Source organism: Bradyrhizobium sp. NBAIM01 (assembly GCF_020194115.1).
GTDB classification, from domain to species: domain Bacteria; phylum Pseudomonadota; class Alphaproteobacteria; order Rhizobiales; family Xanthobacteraceae; genus Bradyrhizobium; species Bradyrhizobium yuanmingense.
In genome coordinates, this window is sequence record NZ_JADYVU010000003.1 from 778,705 (window position 1) to 797,217 (window position 18,513).

Annotated in this window: 20 protein-coding genes; 6 read left to right on the top strand and 14 right to left on the bottom strand. The window is 63.8% G+C overall.

Going from position 1 to position 18,513, the window contains the following annotated elements:
* Positions 1-174 precede the first annotated feature (174 nt).
* From I6F31_RS14620 to I6F31_RS14685, 14 genes are all read right to left on the bottom strand, one after another.
* Positions 175-1,935: a hypothetical protein gene (locus I6F31_RS14620; RefSeq protein ID WP_109143348.1), complete on the bottom strand. Its 1,761-nt coding sequence runs from the start codon at positions 1,933-1,935 to the stop codon at positions 175-177.
* Positions 1,936-1,939: 4 nt separating this feature from the next.
* On the bottom strand, positions 1,940-2,524 hold the full coding sequence (locus tag I6F31_RS14625; RefSeq protein ID WP_225185607.1) for a WbuC family cupin fold metalloprotein: 585 nt from the start codon (positions 2,522-2,524) through the stop codon (positions 1,940-1,942).
* Positions 2,502-3,167 (bottom strand): class I SAM-dependent methyltransferase, encoded by a 666-nt coding sequence (locus I6F31_RS14630; protein ID WP_225185608.1) that lies wholly within the window; start codon positions 3,165-3,167, stop codon positions 2,502-2,504. The genes I6F31_RS14625 and I6F31_RS14630 overlap by 23 nt, the downstream gene beginning before the upstream one ends.
* Before the next feature lie 25 nt (positions 3,168-3,192).
* Positions 3,193-3,585: an LIC12192 family sporadic carbohydrate cluster protein gene (locus tag I6F31_RS14635; RefSeq protein WP_225113238.1), complete on the bottom strand. Its 393-nt coding sequence runs from the start codon at positions 3,583-3,585 to the stop codon at positions 3,193-3,195.
* A complete protein-coding gene (locus I6F31_RS14640; protein ID WP_025037016.1) occupies positions 3,578-4,384 on the bottom strand; it encodes a sporadic carbohydrate cluster 2OG-Fe(II) oxygenase in 807 nt (268 codons plus the stop codon). Before I6F31_RS14640 ends, I6F31_RS14635 begins: the two co-directional genes overlap by 8 nt.
* Complete coding sequence (locus I6F31_RS14645; protein WP_225113237.1) at positions 4,381-5,499, bottom strand: DegT/DnrJ/EryC1/StrS family aminotransferase; 1,119 nt, start codon at positions 5,497-5,499, stop codon at positions 4,381-4,383. Before I6F31_RS14645 ends, I6F31_RS14640 begins: the two co-directional genes overlap by 4 nt.
* Positions 5,489-6,595 (bottom strand): DegT/DnrJ/EryC1/StrS family aminotransferase, encoded by a 1,107-nt coding sequence (locus I6F31_RS14650; protein ID WP_036041517.1) that lies wholly within the window; start codon positions 6,593-6,595, stop codon positions 5,489-5,491. The genes I6F31_RS14645 and I6F31_RS14650 overlap by 11 nt, the downstream gene beginning before the upstream one ends.
* Before the next feature lie 8 nt (positions 6,596-6,603).
* The gene (locus tag I6F31_RS14655; RefSeq protein WP_036010951.1) at positions 6,604-7,563 is read right to left on the bottom strand and encodes a transketolase C-terminal domain-containing protein; all 960 of its coding nucleotides are present in this window, start codon (positions 7,561-7,563) and stop codon (positions 6,604-6,606) included.
* Positions 7,564-7,573: 10 nt separating this feature from the next.
* Positions 7,574-8,422 (bottom strand): transketolase, encoded by an 849-nt coding sequence (locus I6F31_RS14660; RefSeq protein ID WP_225113235.1) that lies wholly within the window; start codon positions 8,420-8,422, stop codon positions 7,574-7,576.
* Positions 8,397-9,434, bottom strand: a complete 1,038-nt coding sequence (locus I6F31_RS14665) for an aminoglycoside phosphotransferase family protein (RefSeq protein ID WP_225185609.1) — start codon at positions 9,432-9,434, stop codon at positions 8,397-8,399. The genes I6F31_RS14660 and I6F31_RS14665 overlap by 26 nt, the downstream gene beginning before the upstream one ends.
* Positions 9,431-10,042: a hypothetical protein gene (locus tag I6F31_RS14670; RefSeq protein ID WP_225185610.1), complete on the bottom strand. Its 612-nt coding sequence runs from the start codon at positions 10,040-10,042 to the stop codon at positions 9,431-9,433. Before I6F31_RS14670 ends, I6F31_RS14665 begins: the two co-directional genes overlap by 4 nt.
* 5 nt (positions 10,043-10,047) lie before the next feature.
* Positions 10,048-11,049, bottom strand: a complete 1,002-nt coding sequence (locus I6F31_RS14675) for an SDR family oxidoreductase (protein WP_036010979.1) — start codon at positions 11,047-11,049, stop codon at positions 10,048-10,050.
* 27 nt (positions 11,050-11,076) lie between these two features.
* Positions 11,077-12,642, bottom strand: coding sequence for a PfkB family carbohydrate kinase (locus tag I6F31_RS14680; protein ID WP_050991860.1), 1,566 nt, complete (start codon positions 12,640-12,642; stop codon positions 11,077-11,079).
* A gap of 87 nt (positions 12,643-12,729) precedes the next feature.
* Positions 12,730-13,746: an SDR family oxidoreductase gene (locus I6F31_RS14685; protein WP_225185611.1), complete on the bottom strand. Its 1,017-nt coding sequence runs from the start codon at positions 13,744-13,746 to the stop codon at positions 12,730-12,732.
* A 166-nt stretch (positions 13,747-13,912) separates the two neighbouring features.
* Here I6F31_RS14685 and I6F31_RS14690 point away from each other — a divergent pair, with 166 nt between their 5' ends.
* The 6 genes from I6F31_RS14690 to rplK all read left to right on the top strand — a co-directional run bounded on the left by I6F31_RS14690 (position 13,913) and on the right by rplK (position 18,511).
* Positions 13,913-14,500 (top strand): SIS domain-containing protein, encoded by a 588-nt coding sequence (locus I6F31_RS14690; protein WP_225113231.1) that lies wholly within the window; start codon positions 13,913-13,915, stop codon positions 14,498-14,500.
* A gap of 12 nt (positions 14,501-14,512) precedes the next feature.
* Complete coding sequence (locus I6F31_RS14695) at positions 14,513-15,529, top strand: lysylphosphatidylglycerol synthase transmembrane domain-containing protein (RefSeq protein ID WP_057029628.1); 1,017 nt, start codon at positions 14,513-14,515, stop codon at positions 15,527-15,529.
* Between the two features lie 82 nt (positions 15,530-15,611).
* A complete protein-coding gene (locus I6F31_RS14700) occupies positions 15,612-16,880 on the top strand; it encodes a class I SAM-dependent methyltransferase (RefSeq protein WP_225185612.1) in 1,269 nt (422 codons plus the stop codon).
* A 327-nt stretch (positions 16,881-17,207) separates the two neighbouring features.
* The gene (gene secE, locus I6F31_RS14705) at positions 17,208-17,399 is read left to right on the top strand and encodes a preprotein translocase subunit SecE (protein ID WP_036010992.1); all 192 of its coding nucleotides are present in this window, start codon (positions 17,208-17,210) and stop codon (positions 17,397-17,399) included.
* The gene (gene nusG, locus I6F31_RS14710; protein ID WP_018647229.1) at positions 17,399-17,953 is read left to right on the top strand and encodes a transcription termination/antitermination protein NusG; all 555 of its coding nucleotides are present in this window, start codon (positions 17,399-17,401) and stop codon (positions 17,951-17,953) included. Before secE ends, nusG begins: the two co-directional genes overlap by 1 nt.
* A 129-nt stretch (positions 17,954-18,082) precedes the next feature.
* Entirely contained in the window at positions 18,083-18,511 is a 429-nt protein-coding gene (gene rplK / locus I6F31_RS14715) for a 50S ribosomal protein L11 (protein ID WP_011088164.1), read from the top strand.
* The last annotated feature ends 2 nt before the right edge of the window (positions 18,512-18,513 follow it).

Sequence of the window (18,513 nt, forward strand, 5' to 3'; positions counted from 1 at the left end):
CTAACTTTCTCTGAAATCACGTCCAGTCCCCAATTGCCTGAACTTCCCGTTGCGAGGCGCTTCTACCACCACAGCGTTCCCTGAACAATCCCGCGAAGCCCGTGGTTGCCTCCGGCATGGCAATGTTTGTGTCTGGATGACGGGCGCTGGAACCCTCCATGGCTGACGCATGCTCTAGCGAACTCCAGAGGCAGCACCTTCACATGCCGGGGCCGGCAGCGCCAGCAACCAGGCTGCGCCTCGGACGCCAGGCCGATTGCAAGGCGGCCGATACTCGGCTCTCGCCACAGGGGCCGGCTCTCCATCCTTCAACTGCATCAGTTCACCGCGGCCCTCCGTGGCCGAGGAGTTATTTCCGAGGGTCGCCGTCAGAAGCTCGATGAATCCAATGTCGTCGGGTCGTGGAATTCCCGGGGCGGCGCGATAGCGCCAGGTCTCGCGACGGGGTGGGCAAGGAAAGGTCTCGAGGTAGGAAACCGGGCAGTTGCCGTTCACAACGAAATGAGGATCAGTAAAATCCCCGCAGTAGTCCGTGTAGATAAACGACCGCTCGCGATTTTCATCCCGCAGGATCGTCTGTGCCACGTTCATGTCATTGCCGCCGAGGCATCGTGAGCGGAACGAGAAGACGTGCGAGTTCTCGAACTGGAGCTTAACGACCTTTGGCTCGGGGTCCGCGAGCAAGGCTGCTCGGACTTGCCGCAGCATGTCGCTGCTGAGCAACCCGTCGTAGAGCAGCCATTTGGAATCGTGAGCCGACGACAAGGCGAAGATCGCGACCAAGCCCCCCGCGACGGCTGCGCGGACGCGCGATCCCGGAATCGCCTGCACAACGGTCGCCATCAGGATCAAGACGCCGAACTGCGAGGGAAAGAGTAGCCTGGACTCGCCCCGCGTCACGTCGCCATAAATTCCGGTAAGAGCGTAGGGCAGCGCGCCGATGAGGGCAATCGCGGCTCCCAGCACCAGCAGCAGAAGCATCGCATTCGTGGTCGAGCGGCCGTTCAGCAGCCAGGGCGTCCACAATGCTGTCGATGAGAACCGGGCAAAGACGGCGATCGTGGCCAATGTCACTGCCGCGGAAACAGGAAGCCCCAGCAGCGCAACCCCGTGAGAATATGCGTAGCTCAGGCCGCTCGGGAAGGCCATGAGGTGCGCATAGAGCGCATTGGCTATGATCGAGAAATCGTTCGCGAAACTGTATTGTCCGGCGTAGTGGCCGCTCTTCCCCAGAATTGTCAGTCGCAGAACGATCATGGCTGCAACGGCCAGCCAGAACGGTACAAGACGCGCGAGTTTCTGCCTCCACCGCTCGGGACCAGACCAGGTGAGCACGACGCGAACCGGTTCGAGGGCGATCAGAGTCTCGAGCGACAACGCGAATAACAGACAAAAAGGTGCGCTCCATCGAAGCGCCCGCACCTTCGAATAGGACAGCTCGTAGGACAGCAGATAGAAGAGCAGGAAGAAGTCGTAGACCGCGTTGAGTGTCAGGCGAATTGCATAGAACGGGCTGAGCAGGAACAGAGCCGTGACAAGACCGGCGATCCGTCTCGTATAGGATGATCGCGACAGGACGGAGTGAAGCAACACGCCGTTGACCAGATGGCAGGCTAGTCCCGCGAGCCGCGCAGAGACATCGGGAGTATCGTTCAAAAGCGCCACAAACAGCGTCATCGGGATTGCGAAGCCGGCGTGTGCCGACTCCCACAGCACGCGAGCGACGCCAGCGGCACCTTGAGTCCAATAGATGTAGTACACAGTCCAATCGTCGCCGAAGACCTCACGCGCGAACAGCGCGGGCACGGCCGTAACAAAGGCGAGAACCAGAGCGACGTAGACGTATCCAATGCCCGCCCGCTCCCGTTGTCGGAGAGCCGCAGCTTTCGGATCTACATTCGTGCGAGCATCGTCGAAACCGACGGGGGTGACCATGGCCCTAGGCTTTGCCTCGTTTGTTCAGATGCTCCGCGGCGAGCCTACCAATTCTTGTGACGTAGTCCTGCACCGCGGCAGCGTCGCTGCCATCAGGCGCCCAGTCGGGAAATGCCGTGCGCGAAGGATCGAACGGGCCGGCGGTGGTTTCGTGAAATACCAGCCATTCCGAGGTGATCAGGATGGAGTGGAAGACCTGTTCCGGCATGCGATAATAGCAGCGCTTGCCCTGACCGTAGGGCGCCATCTCGAGCACCTCGCGAATGCCGCCGTCGTCCTCGAAGATCACGACCTGCGCGGTCCCCTCGATCACGTGAAACGATTCAGGTTTGCCAAGGTGCTTGTGCGGCCGCACATAGGCTTCGCGATGGTGCACGATCAGCATCTCGTGCAGTCCGGACGAGGGATCGGGATGCGTGCACAGCCGACTGCGCAGGCGCGGGTTGCCGGCGGCGATGCGCTTCAGCTCCGCGATCGTGGCATCGTCCGCGGTGACGAAGGCATCGTCCGAATAGTACACTTCCGGATTTTGCGCGCGCAACGAGGTCGGCCGGTGCAGGCCTGCCTCATTCGAAGAAGATGAACCCATGGTCGCCCCGATACCCGCATTTGTCGTAGATCCAGGCCCATGTTTGCGGGCCGTGGAAGCTCAGGCAGGTGAGCTGCCAGTAAAGCAGATTGGCCTTCTCGCGCTCGTTGCGGAAGGATTCGACCATCAGATATTTCGAGGTGCCGCGTCCGACGCGCTCGATCTCGGGCACCGCGCGGAACACGTCCTCGAGCGGAAGGTTGTGCAGCAAGCCGAGCGAGACGACGAGGTCGAAGCTGTGGTCGGGGTAGGGGAGCTCGACGGCGCTGCCGACCTTCAAATGCGGCCGCACCTCCTCCTTGGCGTTGGCGATGCCATACTCGGAGATGTCGATGCCGGCGATCCTGAGATCGGGGACGAGCTGGGTGAACTCATAGAGCAGGTAGCCCTTGCCGCAGCCGACGTCGAGTACGCTCATGCCCGGTTTGATGCCGTAGCGATCGATCAGGGTCTGGGCGAGCGGGCGCCACCGTCCGTCATAGCGATAGCCGCCGTAGCCGTAGCGCCGGTCGCCGTCCCAATAGTCGCGTCCCCATTGCCGCGCCACAGTGGCGGATTCCGCCTTGTCGTGCTCGACCACGCGCTGGACGTAGTCCCGCCTCGTCGATGCGTGCATCGGCTGGAGCAGGTTGATCTCGGTCATGGGGGCCAACCGGTCCGCGGCATCATCACAGGATAGTCGCGAACCTGTTGACGAGCAGGATGTCCTCGATGGCCTGGATGTCCTTCTGAGACGCCAGCGTGATCTCCTCGACCGCTGCATGGAGATCGCAGCCCTCGCGCAGCACGCGGTCGTAGATCTGCCGCCGCCGACCCTCGTCGGGCGGCAGCATAAAAATGCTGTAGAGGATCAGCCCACGCAGCTGCGGCAGCTCGTCCAGAATGTCTTCCAGCACCATGTAGCTGCCGGGCATGGTGTGCTCGGCGGCGCTCAACAGATAGTGCAGGTTCTTGCGCCGCGCATAGTCGCGGATCACGATGTTCTGGACGTGCTGCGGGGTGCGGCTGCCGTTCAGCGGCCTGGCGCCGATATAGCCGCGGTGGCCGGCTCGCTCAGCCATGGAAGCCTCCCGGCAGCTTGTACTGCATCCCGACACGGGTTGCGGGGCGCAGCAGGATCGGCTCGAAGAACTCGCCGAAGCGCTTGTCCGCGTAGGGCGACATGATGCTCTTGAAGCGGCAGTTCATGCTCCAGCGCGTGCCGGCTTCCTCGTTGACGCGATTGCCGTGCATCAGGGTCTGGTTGAACAGCATGACGTGACCGTAGGGAATCTCGATGAAGGTCGCGTGCGGCTTGATGGTCTTGTAGAGCTCTTCGGCGCTGCGCAAGGCCGCCATCCGGTCCTGCATCTCGCCGTTCAGGGACGGCGGCAGCAGATACATCGACTTGGTGCGGTGGACATCGACCAGCGGCACCCACACCACGACCTCGAACGGCGAGTCGCCCGACCAGACGTCGGAATGGGTGGCGAGCAGCGAGGAGCTGTCGCCGGGAAGCTGGATGCTGAGATTGACGCGGCGCTGCATGCAGAGCTCGTTGCCGACGATGGTCTCGATCGTCGAGCGCGCCAGGCGGAAATAGGTCGGCCGGAACCAGGGCTCGGCGTTGAGGCCGTTGAAGACGTGCAGCCGCAGGCCGTTGAGATCATCCACGCTCACCCGCGTGTGGATGGTGTCGAGCATCGCGTAGGGATCGTTGCTGTGCGGCAGCTTCAGATAGTCCGCCGCGAGCTCGGCAGCACGGCGCTGGATCCGGTCGAGCCCGGCGCGATCGTCGGCCGGGGTGGTGACGAAGCCATCGTCGATGAAACGCTGCGCCAGCGCCTGCTCGTCGGCGTGCAGGAAGTCCGTGTCCGTCATGCAAAATACTCCCGGGCGGTCGCGCAAATATAGCTGATGTCGGCGGCCGACAGGAACTGGTTGATGGGAAGCGTGAGGATCTGGTCCGCCTGCCGTTCCGTCACCGGGAACGCGCCGCGGCCATGGCCGAGATGCGCTGCTGCCGGCTGCAGGTGGATCGGGACCGGATAATGGATCGCGGTCTCGATGCCTTTGTCGGCAAGATATTTCTGGAAGTCGTTGCGACGCTCGGTCTGCACCACGAAAGTGTGGAAGGTGTTGAACTCGATGTTCCGGCAGGGCGGAATGAACAGGGGCAGGCCGGCGAGCTCGGCGCGGTATTGCGCGGCGTTGCGCCGCCGGCGTTCGATCACGGAAGGAAGGTGGCGCAGGCGGATGCGCAGCACCTCGGCCTGGAGCGTGTCGAGCCGCGACACGATCCCCCATTCCTGGACGTCGCTGCGGTTGATCAGGCCGTGATTGCGCAGCCGTCGGATTCTTGCGGCAAGCTCGGCGTTGGCAGTGACGAGGAAGCCGGCATCTCCGGCGGCATTGAGATTCTTCAAGGGGTGGGCGGAGAAGCAGCCGAAGGTGCCGATCGTGCCGCTCATCCGGCCGTCATAGGTCGAGCCGACCGCCTGGGCGCTGTCCTCGATCACGGCGAGCGCGTGCTTCGCAGCGATCGCCATCAGCGGAGCCATGTCGGCCATGCGTCCGGTCAGATGCACCGGCATGATCGCCTTGGTCCGCGGCGTGACGGCGGCCTCGACCGCGGCCGGATCGATGTTCTGGTCCGGCAGCACGTCCGCAAACACCGGCGTGGCGCCGACCGCGATGATCGCGGCGGTCGATGCCACGAACGAATTCGGCGGCGTGATCACCTCGTCGCCGGGACCGATGTCGAGCGCCCGCATGGCGAGGATCAGCGCGTCGGTGCCCGAATTCAGCGTCACCACATGCGGCGAGCCGAGATAGGCGGATAATTCCTCCTCGAGCCTTCCGACCGCCGCCCCGCCGATGAAGTCGCCGCGCTGGAACACGCCCTCGACCGCCTGCATGATCTCGGCGCGCTCTTCCTCGAACTGCGCGGGAAGATTGACGTAGCCGATGCGCCGGCGGCCGGTGTCAGCGTCCATGGCAGAACTTCCTGACGGTCTCAATGACGCGGTCCTGCTGGGCGCGCGTCAGGTGCTGGTCGACCGGGAAGCTGATGACTTCCTTGGCATGGCGGTCGGTGACCGGGAACGTGCCCGGCGCGTAGCCGAGATGCTTCAGGCCTTCCTGCTGATACAGCGGGATGGGATAGTGGATCTTGGCCTCGATGCCGTTATCCAGGCAATATTTGTAGAGCTCGTCGCGACGTTCGGCGAACACCATGTAGAGATGGTAGACGTGCTTCACGTTGGGACGGCGCGGCGGGACGCGCAGGCCGGGCAGGCCGGCGAGACCCGCATCGTAATAGGCCGCATTTTCGATTCTGCGGCGCGTGATCTCGCTGGTCTGGCCGATCAGCCAGTTGCCGACCACGGCCTGCAGGGAATCGAGCCGCGAGTTGCAGCCGAGGATCGCGATCTCGTCGCGGTTCTTCATGCCGTGGTTGCGGATCAGGCGGAGCTTTTCGTTCATGCCGTCGTCATTGGTGACGACGACGCCGGCATCGCCCCAGACGTTGAGGTTCTTGAGCGGATGCAGCGAGAAGCCGGCCGCGATGCCGTGGGTGCCGGAGCGTTTTCCCGCGAACTCCGACAGGATGCCCTGGCAGGCGTCCTCGACCACAGGCAGGTTGTGGCGCTGCGCGATCGGCATCAGCTTGCCCATGTCGGTGACCTCGCCGGTCAACTGGACCGGCATGATCGCCTTGGTCTTCCCGGTGATGGCAGCCTCGACCTGGTCCACGTTCATGCAAAAGGAATCGTCGCAATCGACAAGAACCGGCGTCGCGCCGGTTTCCGCGATCGCGCCGACCGTGGCGATGAAGGTGTTCGCGGCGGTGATGACCTCGTCGCCATGACCGATGCCGAGCGCCTTGAGCGGCAGCTTGAGCGCGTCGGTGCCGGATCCGACGCCGATGGCGTGCCGGACGCCGATCAATTCGGCGAAGCGCTTCTCGAACTCGGCGACGGGCTTGCCAAGGGTGAAGTCACCGGTCGCAACCAGCCGGCCGATCTCGGCGAGGATCGGTGCGGGATCCGCGAATTGCTCGAGCAGATAGGAATATCGAACGTCGTACATGTGACCCGTCAGGTGGAATGAAGTTGAGGTGAGGGGGTGTGCGACGCCGCGAGCGCATGCTCGATCGAGGTCGCAATGGCGCCGGCGGAGAGCCCGTGCTTCTTCAGCAGCGAGTCCTGAGAGCCGTAATTGTGCATGAAGCGGTCGGGCAGCGACAGCCGCAGCATCGCAGGGAAACCGGAGCCGAGCTTGTCGATCAGCGCCTCCGCGACCGCGCTGCCGAGGCCGCCGGAGGGCACGTGCTCCTCCAGCGTTGCCACGAGCCGGGTGCCGCGGATCGCCTGCAGCAGCGCTGCGGTATCGAGCGGCTTCACGGTATGCATGTGCAGGATGCCGGCGCGAATGCCTTGCGCGGCCAGCAGGTCGGCTGCGGCGAGGGCGCGCTGGAGCATGATGCCGGTGGTCACCATGAGGACGTCGCCGGGCGGCCGCATCAGGATGGCTTTGCCGATCTCGAAGCCGTGCTCGGCCTTGGACACGATGGCATCGCCGCCCTTGCCGAGCCGGATGTAGATCGGGCCCTTCCAATCCAGCGTCTGCTCCATCATGCGCGCAGCCTCGTCGGCGTCGCACGGGCAGATCACCGTCATGTTGGGCAGCGCCCGCATGATGGCGATGTCCTCGATCGCCTGGTGCGTGGGACCGAGCGGCGCATAGACGAGGCCGCCGCCATTGGCGATCAGCCGTACCGGCAGATTGTGCAGGCAGAGATCGACCGCGACCTGCTCGTAGCAGCGGCGGGTGAGGAAGGTCGCGATGGTGTTGACGTAAGGCACGAAGCCCTCCATCGCGAGACCGGCCGACATGCCGATGATATGCGCTTCCGAGATGCCCTCGATCAGGTGGCGCTTGGGAAACTCCTTGCTCATCGCGCGCAGCGTGCCGGCACCCGGATCGGAGCCGATGTAAAGCACACGCTCGTCGCGCGCGGCGAGCTTGTGGACCATGTTCATCGCGGTGTTGCGCATGGGGAGCCGATCAAAAATCGCCGACGGCGACGCGAATGGCGTCGAGCTCGCTGTCGGTCAGCTTGTTCTTGTGATGCCAATCGGCATTGGATTCCGCAGCCGGAAGACCCTTGCCCTTGACGGTATGGCAGACGATGGCGGTGGGCTTGCCGGCAACGGCCGGGAGCTGCTTCAGGACCATGCGCAGTGCGCCGACGTCGTGGCCGTTGACCTCCTGCACCGCGAAGCCGAAGCTGCGCCACTTGTCCGCGAGCGGCTCCAGCGGCAGCACGTAGTCGGTGGGGCCGTAGCTCTGCAGCTTGTTGTAGTCGATCAGCGCGACGAGGTTGTCGAGGCCGTGCTTGGTCGCGCCCATCGCCGCTTCCCACACCGATCCCTCGTTGATCTCGCCGTCGCCGAGCAGCACGAAGGTGCGGTAGCTGCGCTCGCGCATGCGGGCGGCGAGCGCAAGGCCGACGCCGATCGAGAGGCCATGTCCGAGCGCGCCGGTCGAGGCCTCGACGCCGGGCACCATGCCGTATTCGGGATGTCCGCCCAGAATGCTGTCGGGACCGCAAAAGCCGTCCAGCTCCGACAGCGGGAAGAAGCCGCGATCGGCCAAAAGCGCATAGAGCGCCAGACATCCGTGTCCCTTGCTGAGGATGGCGCGGTCGCGATCGGGATCGCCCGGGTTCTTCGGGTCGATCCGCAGCACGTCGTCGTAAAGCACGCGGACCATCTCGATCAGCGACAGGGCAGGCCCGACATGGCCGCGTCCCGCGGAGCGGACAGAACCGAGGACCAGGCGGCGCAAATAGAGGCTCCGCTCGTCCAGCGTGCAGGTGAGAGCAGCTTCAGCGTGGGGTGAGATCTGGATCACGTTGGCAAATCGTTTGGTGGAGCCGACGGGCTTTGTCGAGCTGGCCGGCAAGGCGGACCGTCAGATCGCCACCTTGCGCAGCCAGGGCACGCCGGGAGCGGCTTTCCGGCAAATAGGCATTCAGGACAATCAGGCACCAAATCGCCCCGAACACAGGATACAGTACGTCAAGGCGGACCGCAAACGCGTCATCCCCAGCCGCGAAAGCGCGCGAGAGCCGCTCGATCAATCGGTTCGCATCGGCCACGGGCAGACCGCTGCCGGGGTGAATCGCGGTGTCGGACACGAGCTTGACCGGGTCGTCCCAGCCGAAATACTCGAAGTCGATGAAGCGCAATTTGCCGTCGTCGGTGCGCAGTGCGTTGTGTAGTCCGCAATCCGACGGGCTCAATGCACGTTGGGCGGGCGCAAGGTCCGCGGCGGGATCCAGGCCCTGTTCCGCATAGCGCCGACGGAGTTGCCGGATCGCGACGGCAGCGGTGGGAACCAGGCTGCCGTCCATGAACGCGCGCAGATCCGGATGATCATCCGAAGTCCGCCTCAGGTCGTCGAGGCGTTGCTCGTACTGGGCGATGGCCGCCTCGGCCGAGAAGATGCTGGCCGACGCATTCCGCAGAGTCTGCGCGCCTTCAGCGTCGTGCAGCTTTTGCAGCTCGATCAGGAAATCGGCCAACTGGTCGGCGTCGTCGGGCTGCGGATGCAGGACCGCGGGTTCACCGTCTAACCATTGATACAGCGCACAGAACGCGGCCGGATCCTTCGCGATCGGCCGCGGCGTCGCATTGATGCCGTGGCGCGAGAGAAACGAGAGCGCGTCATATTCCTGTCCCAGCCGATCGCGCCCGTCGGACGGATAGTGCTTGAGGGCGAGGGGCGGGCCTTCCGCCATCTCCAGCCGAAACACCCGGTTGTTGCCGCCGGCCCGCGCCGGTTGCGCCGCCGCGACCCGCGCCCCGGAGAGGCGGCTGCCGATCGAGACCGCATCCTGTACGCTGAGGTCCGGCTGGCTCATGCCCCGAATACTCCGCGGTGGATATCGGCCCAGGTCGCGAGCGGCTCGCAATGCGCGGGATGCGGCGGCCGCGACTGCGTGAACAGGATCGATCGCGTCGCCTTCGGAAAATGCGGCTGCTCGAAGACGTCGACGAGATCGTCAATGAAGACGTCGAGCTGCAGGCTTGCCAACCGCTCGACCTTGGCCGCCAGCGTGTCCTCGAAATAGACATTGCCCGCCGAGATCGCCGCGTCGGCGGTGTCGATGAGGCCCACGCTCTTCAGCCAGCCACGCGCAGCCTCGCGCAAGTCGACCCGATCGGGATCCTGATGGCCGAACTGCGTCTTGTGGCTGACGATATGGACACTCGCGCCGGCCTTGCGGCACGCGGCAAGGAACTCGCGGACGCCAGGGTTGATCTCGGCGCCGCCGATTCCCTTGCCGTAGACGAAGCCCTGCAGCCCCTGCCAGGCAAGCTCGCCGCCGGCGCGGGATCGCAAGAAATCCCGCACGTCGGTCTTCAGCCCGTCCCAGCCCTCCGGCACCAGCCCGCGCTGGCGCGCGGCCGCGGCAAAGACCTTGTCGTAGCAGATGATCGTGTTGTCGAAATCGATGCCGATCCGCACGCCGCTCACTTCAGGCTGATGTTCTGCATCATCTTGATGTTGAAATACCTGGGATCGTTGAGTGAGTTCGGCAGGCGGCCCGCCCTGAAGGCGTCCACAAGCCCTGACACGGCCTGCTCGATCGTGTGCGTCGGCGCAAAGCCGAGCTCGCGGCGGATCTTCTCCGACGAGACGTGGTAGGAACGGAGATCGTCGGTCGGCTCGACGGCCACGTCGACATTGTTGCCGACCACCGATTTGACGATGTCGGCGATCTTCATCAGCGAGTGGTTTTCGTAGCCGATGTTGTAGGTCTTGCCGTCGATCTTCGCATCGTCCTGCTGCAGCAGGAACAGATAGGCCGCCGTCATGTCCTGGATGTGCAGATTGGGCCGCTTCTGCGTTCCGCCGAACACGCGGATGCGGCCGGTGTTGACGGCCAGATTGGTCAGGATGTTGACGACGACGTCGAGCCGCTGCCGCGGAGCGTAGCCGCAGACGGTGGCAGGGCGAACCGTGCAGGTGACGAAGCCGGACGCGGCCTCGTCGGCAAGATCGGTCTCGCACATCGCCTTGAACTTGGAGTAGTCGGTGAGCGGCTCGCAGGACAGCTCCTCGGTCACCTCGGCCTCGTCCTTGATGCCGTAGACGCTCGAGGAGGAGGCGTAGATGAAGCGCTTGATACCCGCCTTCTTCGCGGCGCGCACCATCGGACGGAAGCAGTCGTAGTTGATGGACTTGCCGAGTGCCGGGTCTAGCTCGAACGAGGGATCGTTGGAGATGCAGGCGAGGTGGATCACCGCGTTGTTGCCGCGCAGGGCCTCGTTGACCGCGGCCTCATCGCGGATGTCGCCCTTGATCAGGCGGAGGTTCGGATTGTCACGAACGGCGTCAAAGACGTCCTCGCCATACATGAACAAGTCGAGCACGGTGACCTTGTGGCCCGCGGCAAGCAATTGCGGAACCAGCACGCTGCCGACGTAGCCGGCGCCACCGGTGACCATCACATTCCATTTCCGATCAATCACTGTCGTTCTCCGGATTCTTCGATCGCGCTACTTCAACAACGCGGTGACGAACTTGACCAACGGCGCTTTCTCGACCGAGTTGCGGTGGCCGACGATGCCGACCTTGATCGCGCCCGCCGCATTGCCGATGAAGGCGACGTCCTCGATGTTGCCGCCGGCCGCCACCAGCGGCGCCGTGATTGTCAGGAAGGCATCGCCCGCACCGACGGTGTCGACGACGGTCTTGGTGAAAGCAGGGACGCGCGCAACGCCGGTCTTCGACGAGAAGGGGTAGCAGCCGAAGGAGCCGTGCGTGATGATCATGTTGTCGCAATCGATCTTGCGATGCAGGCCGCCCTCGATCACCGATGCGATGTCGTTGAACTTGTCGGTGGCGGCCAGGCGCGCTTCCGGTGCGTCGATGCAGATGTAATCGGCCCGCGGATACTTCGTGATCAGGTTGTAGCCGTGGTTGCCGCTGTTACTCTGGGCGTTGACGGCCAGGAACTTGGAATTCGCGATCAAGGCGTCGATCGTGCTGGATGCGATCATGCCGTGACCGAAATCGGTGACGATGACGACGTCGGCCCCGCGGACGCGCTCGGCGGTGACGCGGTCGATCTCCGTGCGCGCGGCCTCATCGAGCGGCGTGTCGTCCATCGTATAGACTTCGAACAGCTTGTGCAGATAGCCCATCTCGACGTACCGCAGCTTGCGGGTGGTCGGACGGCCCTGAACGCGGATCGGCGTGAGCTTTACGTTCGGGCGGACATGCGCCCGAATGAACTCTTCGGGGTAGTCGTTGCCACCCAGCGTCGTGACGATCTCGACCGACTTGCAGAAGCTCGCGACGTGATTTGCCGCGGCAATGACGCCGCCGGCAAACTGCTCGCCGTTCTTGAGCAGGGTCGCGACGATGTTCTCCTTGGAGGCCTTCCCGAGCGCCGTGACGTATTGGTATTCGTCGATGATGGTGTCGCCGACCAGCACGACGTGCATGTCCTGGATCTTGTCGATCAGCTTCAGCAGGCGTTCGGCGCCGCCGCCATCGCGCACCTTCTGGAGGTAGTCGCGCAGCGGCGGATCGTAGATGTCGAAATAACGGTTCAGCAGCGACGACGAGCTGAACGTCACGTCCCGCGTGAAGACGATGCGCCCGCCGTGACGCTCGACCGCCTCGCGCTCCACTGCGATCTTGCCGGTCACGTCATCCTCGGGATTCTCGTAGTCCGAGCCCTTCACGTAGATGTCGGGGCGCACGGTATCGAGGACCGGCTCGGCGCTGGAGGTCTGATTGATGCCGACCCAGTCGACCGTGCCGAGCGCGGCCAGCATCTCGGCGCGCATGTTCTCCGGAAAGATCGGCCGTCCCGGGCCCTTGTTGACGTAACGGTCCGCGGTGATGGTCACCACGACGACGTCGGCCTCGTTGCGGGCTGCCAGGATGTGCCGGACGTGACCGAGATGCACCAGATCGAACACGCCGTGGCAGAGCGCAACGGTCAGGCCCTCAGCCTGCGCGGCGCGCGCAATCTCGCCGAGCTCCTCGATCGTCTTGATCTTCTCGTGCGGTGCCGGATGGCCGGCCGGCCTGTCTGTCGCAGCATTACCCATGTGAATGACCCAAGGCGCCGGTCGGTCTCAGTTGGCCGGCCCGGACGTGATCGGCTGGCGGCAAAATTGGGGGGTGAACGAATCTGCTCAACGGCTTGCCTTCTGCGGGGTGACCTTGTCGTCACTGAGATATTTGAACCAGTCCTTGGTGGCGTCGGCGATCTTGTCCACCGTCCAGAGCGGAGCGTCCTTGTACTGGTCCATCGACCTCAACATCGTCGCAACGCCGTCCTCGAACTTCACCTTCGGCGCCCATTTCAGGACCCGCTTGATCTTGCTGATGTCGGCGTAGGTGCAATCGGGCTCGCCCGGGCGCTTGGGAATGTGGACCTTGTCGCCGCCGAGGAGCTCGACCAGGCGGTTCACGCTGTAGGTGTTGTCCGAGCCGACATTGAAGATCTCGTGCGAGACGTCGGAGCGCGCGGCGGTCACGAAGGCATCGGCGACGTCGCTGACGAAAGTGAAGTCGCGCGTCTGCTCGCCGTCGCCCACCACCGTGAAGGGCTTGCCCGCCAGCTTCTGTGCCATGAACACGCCGAACACGGCGCCGTAGGTGCCGGTGGTGCGATGGCGCGGTCCGAACACGTTGAACAGGCGCAGCGCCACGGCGGGCAGCTTGTAGACCTGGCACCAGTGCATGACGCATTGCTCACCGAGATTCTTGGTGAGCGCGTAGGGATACATCGGCCGGATCTCGGAACTCTCCGGCGTGGGATAGACATCCGGAATGCCGTAGCAGGAGGAGGAAGCCGCATAGATGAAGCGGCTGGCGCCCGCGTGCCGCGCCGCTTCGAGAACGTTGACCGTGCCGTCGACATTGGCGCGATGATAGGGGATCGGCGATTCGATCGAGGGTACGATGTCCGCCAGCGCGGCGAGATGGAAGACCCAATCCACCCCGTGGAAATACGGTTTGATCGCGTCCAGATCGGTGACGTCCGCCCGCACGACCTTCAACTGGCTCGAACCGGCGCGTGCGGCGAGGTTTTCAGCGCGTCCGATCACGAAATTATCGAGCGCAATGACCTCATGGCCGTCATCGAGCAGGCGATCGACGAGGTGACTTCCAATGAACCCGGCGCCGCCAGTAACAATGCATTTCATAGGGAACATCCGTGACGCGAATGCCCAGCGAAATAGGCTCGCCAATGTTGAGTGAAACCCGAAAAGCCGACTATCAGCCGCCCGCAAACTTTGCAAGTATTATACCTTTGCAATCCTTGGTAATAGCCGGTATCACCCGGTAATGTTGCAATCGAGCCGTCAGCCCATGCCTGCCGAATCCGTCGATCCCGACCACAAGGCTTTCCTCGACGATTACGTGGGGCGCCTGCATCGCGCGACGGCGGTCGACGACGGTATTTTTGCGAGGATCTCCGCGACGCGCGCGTCCTGGTTACGCACGCGCGAGCAGGGCGGTCGCGTCATCTTCATCGGCAACGGCGGGTCGGCCGGCATCGCTTCCCATTTGGCGATCGATCTGGCGAAGAATGCGTCGGTGCCCGCTCTCTGCTTCAGCGATGCGAGCATGATGTCGTGCCTTGCCAACGATTACGGGTTCGAGGACTGGATCGCGCACGCCGTGCGGCTGAATGCGCGCGCCGGCGATTGCCTCGTCGCAATCAGTTCGTCGGGGCGTTCGAAGAACATCCTCAACGCGGTCACGCAGGCGCGCAAGATGAAGCTCGACGTGATCACGTTGTCGGGCATGAACGCGGACAATCCGCTGCGCAATCTCGGCGACGTCAATTTCTGGGTCGACAGCCGCAGCTACAACATTGTCGAGACCACGCACCAGTTCTGGATGATGGCCGCAATCGACCTCGTCATCGGTCGTGCGGAATATCCGGCGTCCTGAGGCGGGCATCCGATGCAGTCGCGATTCAAGCATGCGGCCCTGTTTTCGGTGAAGCTGCTGCTGTCGATCGCCGTGCTGGTCTACATCGCGCGCGGTCTCGACCTGCGCCAGCTGCGCGACCATCTCGTCTCGGTCGATCCTGTCCTGTTCGTCGTCGCGCTTGCGCTGATCTTCGTCCAGACCTTCGTGCTCAACGGCCGGTGGGAGCTGATCATGCGCGCGCTCGGCGTGTCGCTGGATTGGCTCGCCGGCTGGCGGATACTGATGACCAGCCTCTGGTTCAATCAGGTTTTGCCGTCATCGGTCGGCGGTGACGCGGTGCGGATCTGGCTGCTGCGTCAACGCAGCGTGCAGTGGCCGGAGGCGGTCAAGGGCGTTGCAGCCGACCGCTTCACGGCATTGATCGGACTGGTCGTGCTGATGGTGGCCGGATTGCCGTTTCTGTTGTCGCGCGTGTCGAATCACGCTGCGATCCTGGCGATCGGCGGACTGACGGTGGCCGGCGTCGCCGGCACGCTGGTCCTGTTGACGCTCGACCGTCTGCCGAAACGCTTCATTGCGCTTCCCGCGATCGCGAGCTTCGTGCGGTTCGGAACGCTGGTCAGGTTTTTGCTCCTGCAGTCCGAGCGCCGTGCGCTGCTGTTCGGATCGGCGCTCCTCATCCATCTCGTCACCGCCGCGGCCTGCTACACCTTGGCGCGCGGCGTCGGAGCGCAGCTCTCTGTCCTCGACGCCGGCATTCTGATTCCGCCGGTGGTGCTGTTGACGGCGGTCCCCATCTCGATCAGCGGCTGGGGCGTTCGCGAGGGAGCGATGGTCGCCTGCCTGGGTCTGGCGGGTGTGTCGTCCGAGCAGGCGCTGTCGGTATCGCTCCTGCTGGGCGCCATTAGCGTGATCATCGGGCTCGTCGGTGGCGTAATCTGGCTGGCAAGTCCGGAGCGCGGCTCGTATTCGGCCGACAAGGTGGCCAAGGCAGCGGAGGACGCGCCCGGCTACGGGCTGGGCAACGAGGCCTCGAGCCACCCATGACCCGCTTGAGCCCGTTGCCGATCTGGTCTTCACAGGGTGGGATTATCCCACTCGCGCGCGTATCTCATTCTTCGGTTGCACGATGAAAAACCTGTTCTACGTCCGCAATACTTGCCGCCTCTGTCATTGCGACAAGCAAGAGCTGGTCGTCCCGATGGCAGGCATGCCGATCGGCACGCCGAACTTCCAGGTGCCGAACGCCAGCGTCGACGATCCCGTGTTCCGCGCTGCGGTGCCGATGGCGCTGCATCTGTGCCGGGACTGCGGCCACCTCCAGATCCTCCATGTCGGCAATCCGGAGATCCAGTACCGAAACTATGTCTATACCACCTCGCTCTCGCTCGGCCTGCGCGAGCATTTCGCTACCTATGCCGACGACGTCGTCAGCCGTTTCGGCATTGCGCCGGGTTCGCTGGTGGTCGAGCTCGGCAGCAATGACGGATCGCTGCTCGGCTTCTTCAAGGAGCGGGGGATGCGGGTGCTGGGTGTTGATCCCGCCGTCGACATCGCGCGGCGCGCCACGGAGGCGGGCATCGAGACCATCGGCGATTTCTTCACCGATGCCGTCGGTCGCCGCATCCTGCAGAGCCATGGCGCGGCGAGCGTCGTGATCGCCAACAACATGATCGCCAATGTCGACAATCTGGATCCGCTGGTGATCGGGGTTCGCGACGTGCTCGCGCCGGACGGATTGTTCGTCTTCGAAACGCAATACGGCGTCGACGTCACCGAGAAGAACCTGCTCGATACCGTCTATCACGAGCATCTGTCGTATTTTAACATCAAGCCGCTGATCCGTTTCTTCGCCCGGCTGGGCATGGAGCTGATCGACGTCCAGCACATCTGGACCAAGGGCGGTTCGATCCGTGTGACCGTGCAGCGCGCCGGCGGCGCCAAGAAACCGTCGGCCGAGGTCGCGCGTTTCGTTGCCGAGGAAGACCGGCTCGGCGTCGATCAGCCGGCCTATTATGTACCGTACGTGAAGAGGATCGCCGCCATCCGTGACGAATTGGTCGCGATGGCCGATGCCGCCCATGCGCGCGGTGAGCTGGTCGCCGGCTATGGCGTCTCGGTGGGCACCACGACGCTGCTGCCGCAGTTCGGCCTGGAGAACAAGATCGACTTCCTCGTGGACGACGATCCCAACAAGGGGAAAGTGATGGCGGGCCCCGGCTATGACATCCCGATCCTGCCGCCTGCCGCTCTCTACGAGCGCAAACCCGCGTTCGTCGTGGTCTTCGCCTGGCGCTATGTCGACCCGATCCGGGCCAAGCACGCCCGCTATTTCGCCGAAGGCGGGAAGTTCGTGGTGCCGCTGCCGGGGATTTCCATGGTCGACCGGGCCGACTGACGGCTCCCGATAGCCTTGCCGGGGATGGGATGGCGCGTTCCGGGCGGTCGACAAGTCCTTGATCCACATGGCCTCTGCACGACCCTCGGGGGGAGGGCGGCCTGCCCGGGCGAACTCTCTCTACCTTGACCTTTGGCCGCATCCGCAGTAGATACCCGGCACTCGCAGCCGGCCCGTTAGACGCGGATTTCCGGCGCGGCCTTGAAATCCCCGAACAATCGAGCCCGGTTTCCGGCTCATCCTTCGAGACAGAGGGCTGGGCCAACGGCGGCTGTTCGGATCCCTGAAATTCATTTGCGTCTGTCGACGGACGCTGGACCTCAAGTGATGGCAGTCAGCCCGTTCAAGTTCTTGCAGGAAGTGCGCTCGGAGACTGCCAAGGTCACCTGGCCGACCCGCCGTGAGACCACGATCACCACCATCATGGTGTTCGTCATGGTCGCGGTGGCTTCGATCTTCTTCTTCGCCGCCGACCTGATCATTCGCTACCTCGTCACCTTCCTCCTGGGCATTCAATGATGGCAACAGCAACCGCTCAAGTGTCCGACAAGCGCTGGTACATCGTCCACGCCTATTCGAACTTCGAGAAGAAGGTCGCCGAATCGATCCGCGAGCAGGCCAAGCAGCGCGGGCTCGAGGAGCTGTTCGAGCTGGTGCTGGTTCCGACCGAGAAGGTCACGGAAGTGCGCCGCGGCCGCAAGATCGACGCCGAGCGCAAGTTCTTCCCCGGCTACGTGCTGGTGAAGATGAAGCTGACCGACGAGGCGTTCCATCTGATCAAGAACACGCCGAAGGTCACGGGCTTCCTCGGCGCCGAGAACAAGCCGATGCCGATCTCGGAAGCCGAGGCCATGCGCATCCTGCACCAGGTGCAGGAGGGCGTGGAACGGCCGAAGGCGTCGGTGTCGTTCGAGATCGGCGAGAACGTGCGCGTGGCCGACGGCCCGTTCGCCTCGTTCTCGGGTGTGGTCGAGGAGATCGATGAGGCGCGCTCGCGCGTGAAGGTCGCCGTGTCGATCTTCGGCCGCGCGACGCCGGTCGAGCTGGAATTCGGTCAGGTCGAGAAGGTCTGATCGGGTAACGCGGGAGGCTTCGGTCTCGCGCAACAAGAGGCCGTGGGAGGGAGGGGCGGTTGCCAGCCGCATCCGACCCAGACCACGAACCTGAAACCGCCGGTCCTGCCGGCACAACAGGAGTGATACATGGCAAAGAAAGTGACCGGATACCTGAAGCTTCAGGTCCCGGCCGGCGCGGCGAATCCCTCGCCCCCGATCGGTCCCGCGCTCGGTCAGCGCGGTCTCAACATCATGGAGTTCTGCAAGGCGTTCAACGCCCAGACCCAGAAGGAAGAGAAGAACACCCCGATCCCGGTGATCATCACCATCTATGCGGACCGTTCCTTCACCTTCGAGATGAAGACGCCGCCGATGTCCTACTTCCTCAAGCAGGCTGCAAAAATCCAGTCCGGCTCGAAGGCGCCGGGCCGCGACAAGGCCGGCAAGGTGACCAAGGCGCAGGTGCGCGAGATCGCCGAGAAGAAGATGAAGGACTTGAATTGCGACACCATCGAATCGGCCATGAAGATGGTCGAGGGCTCGGCCCGTTCGATGGGTCTGGAAGTTGCGGGGTAAGC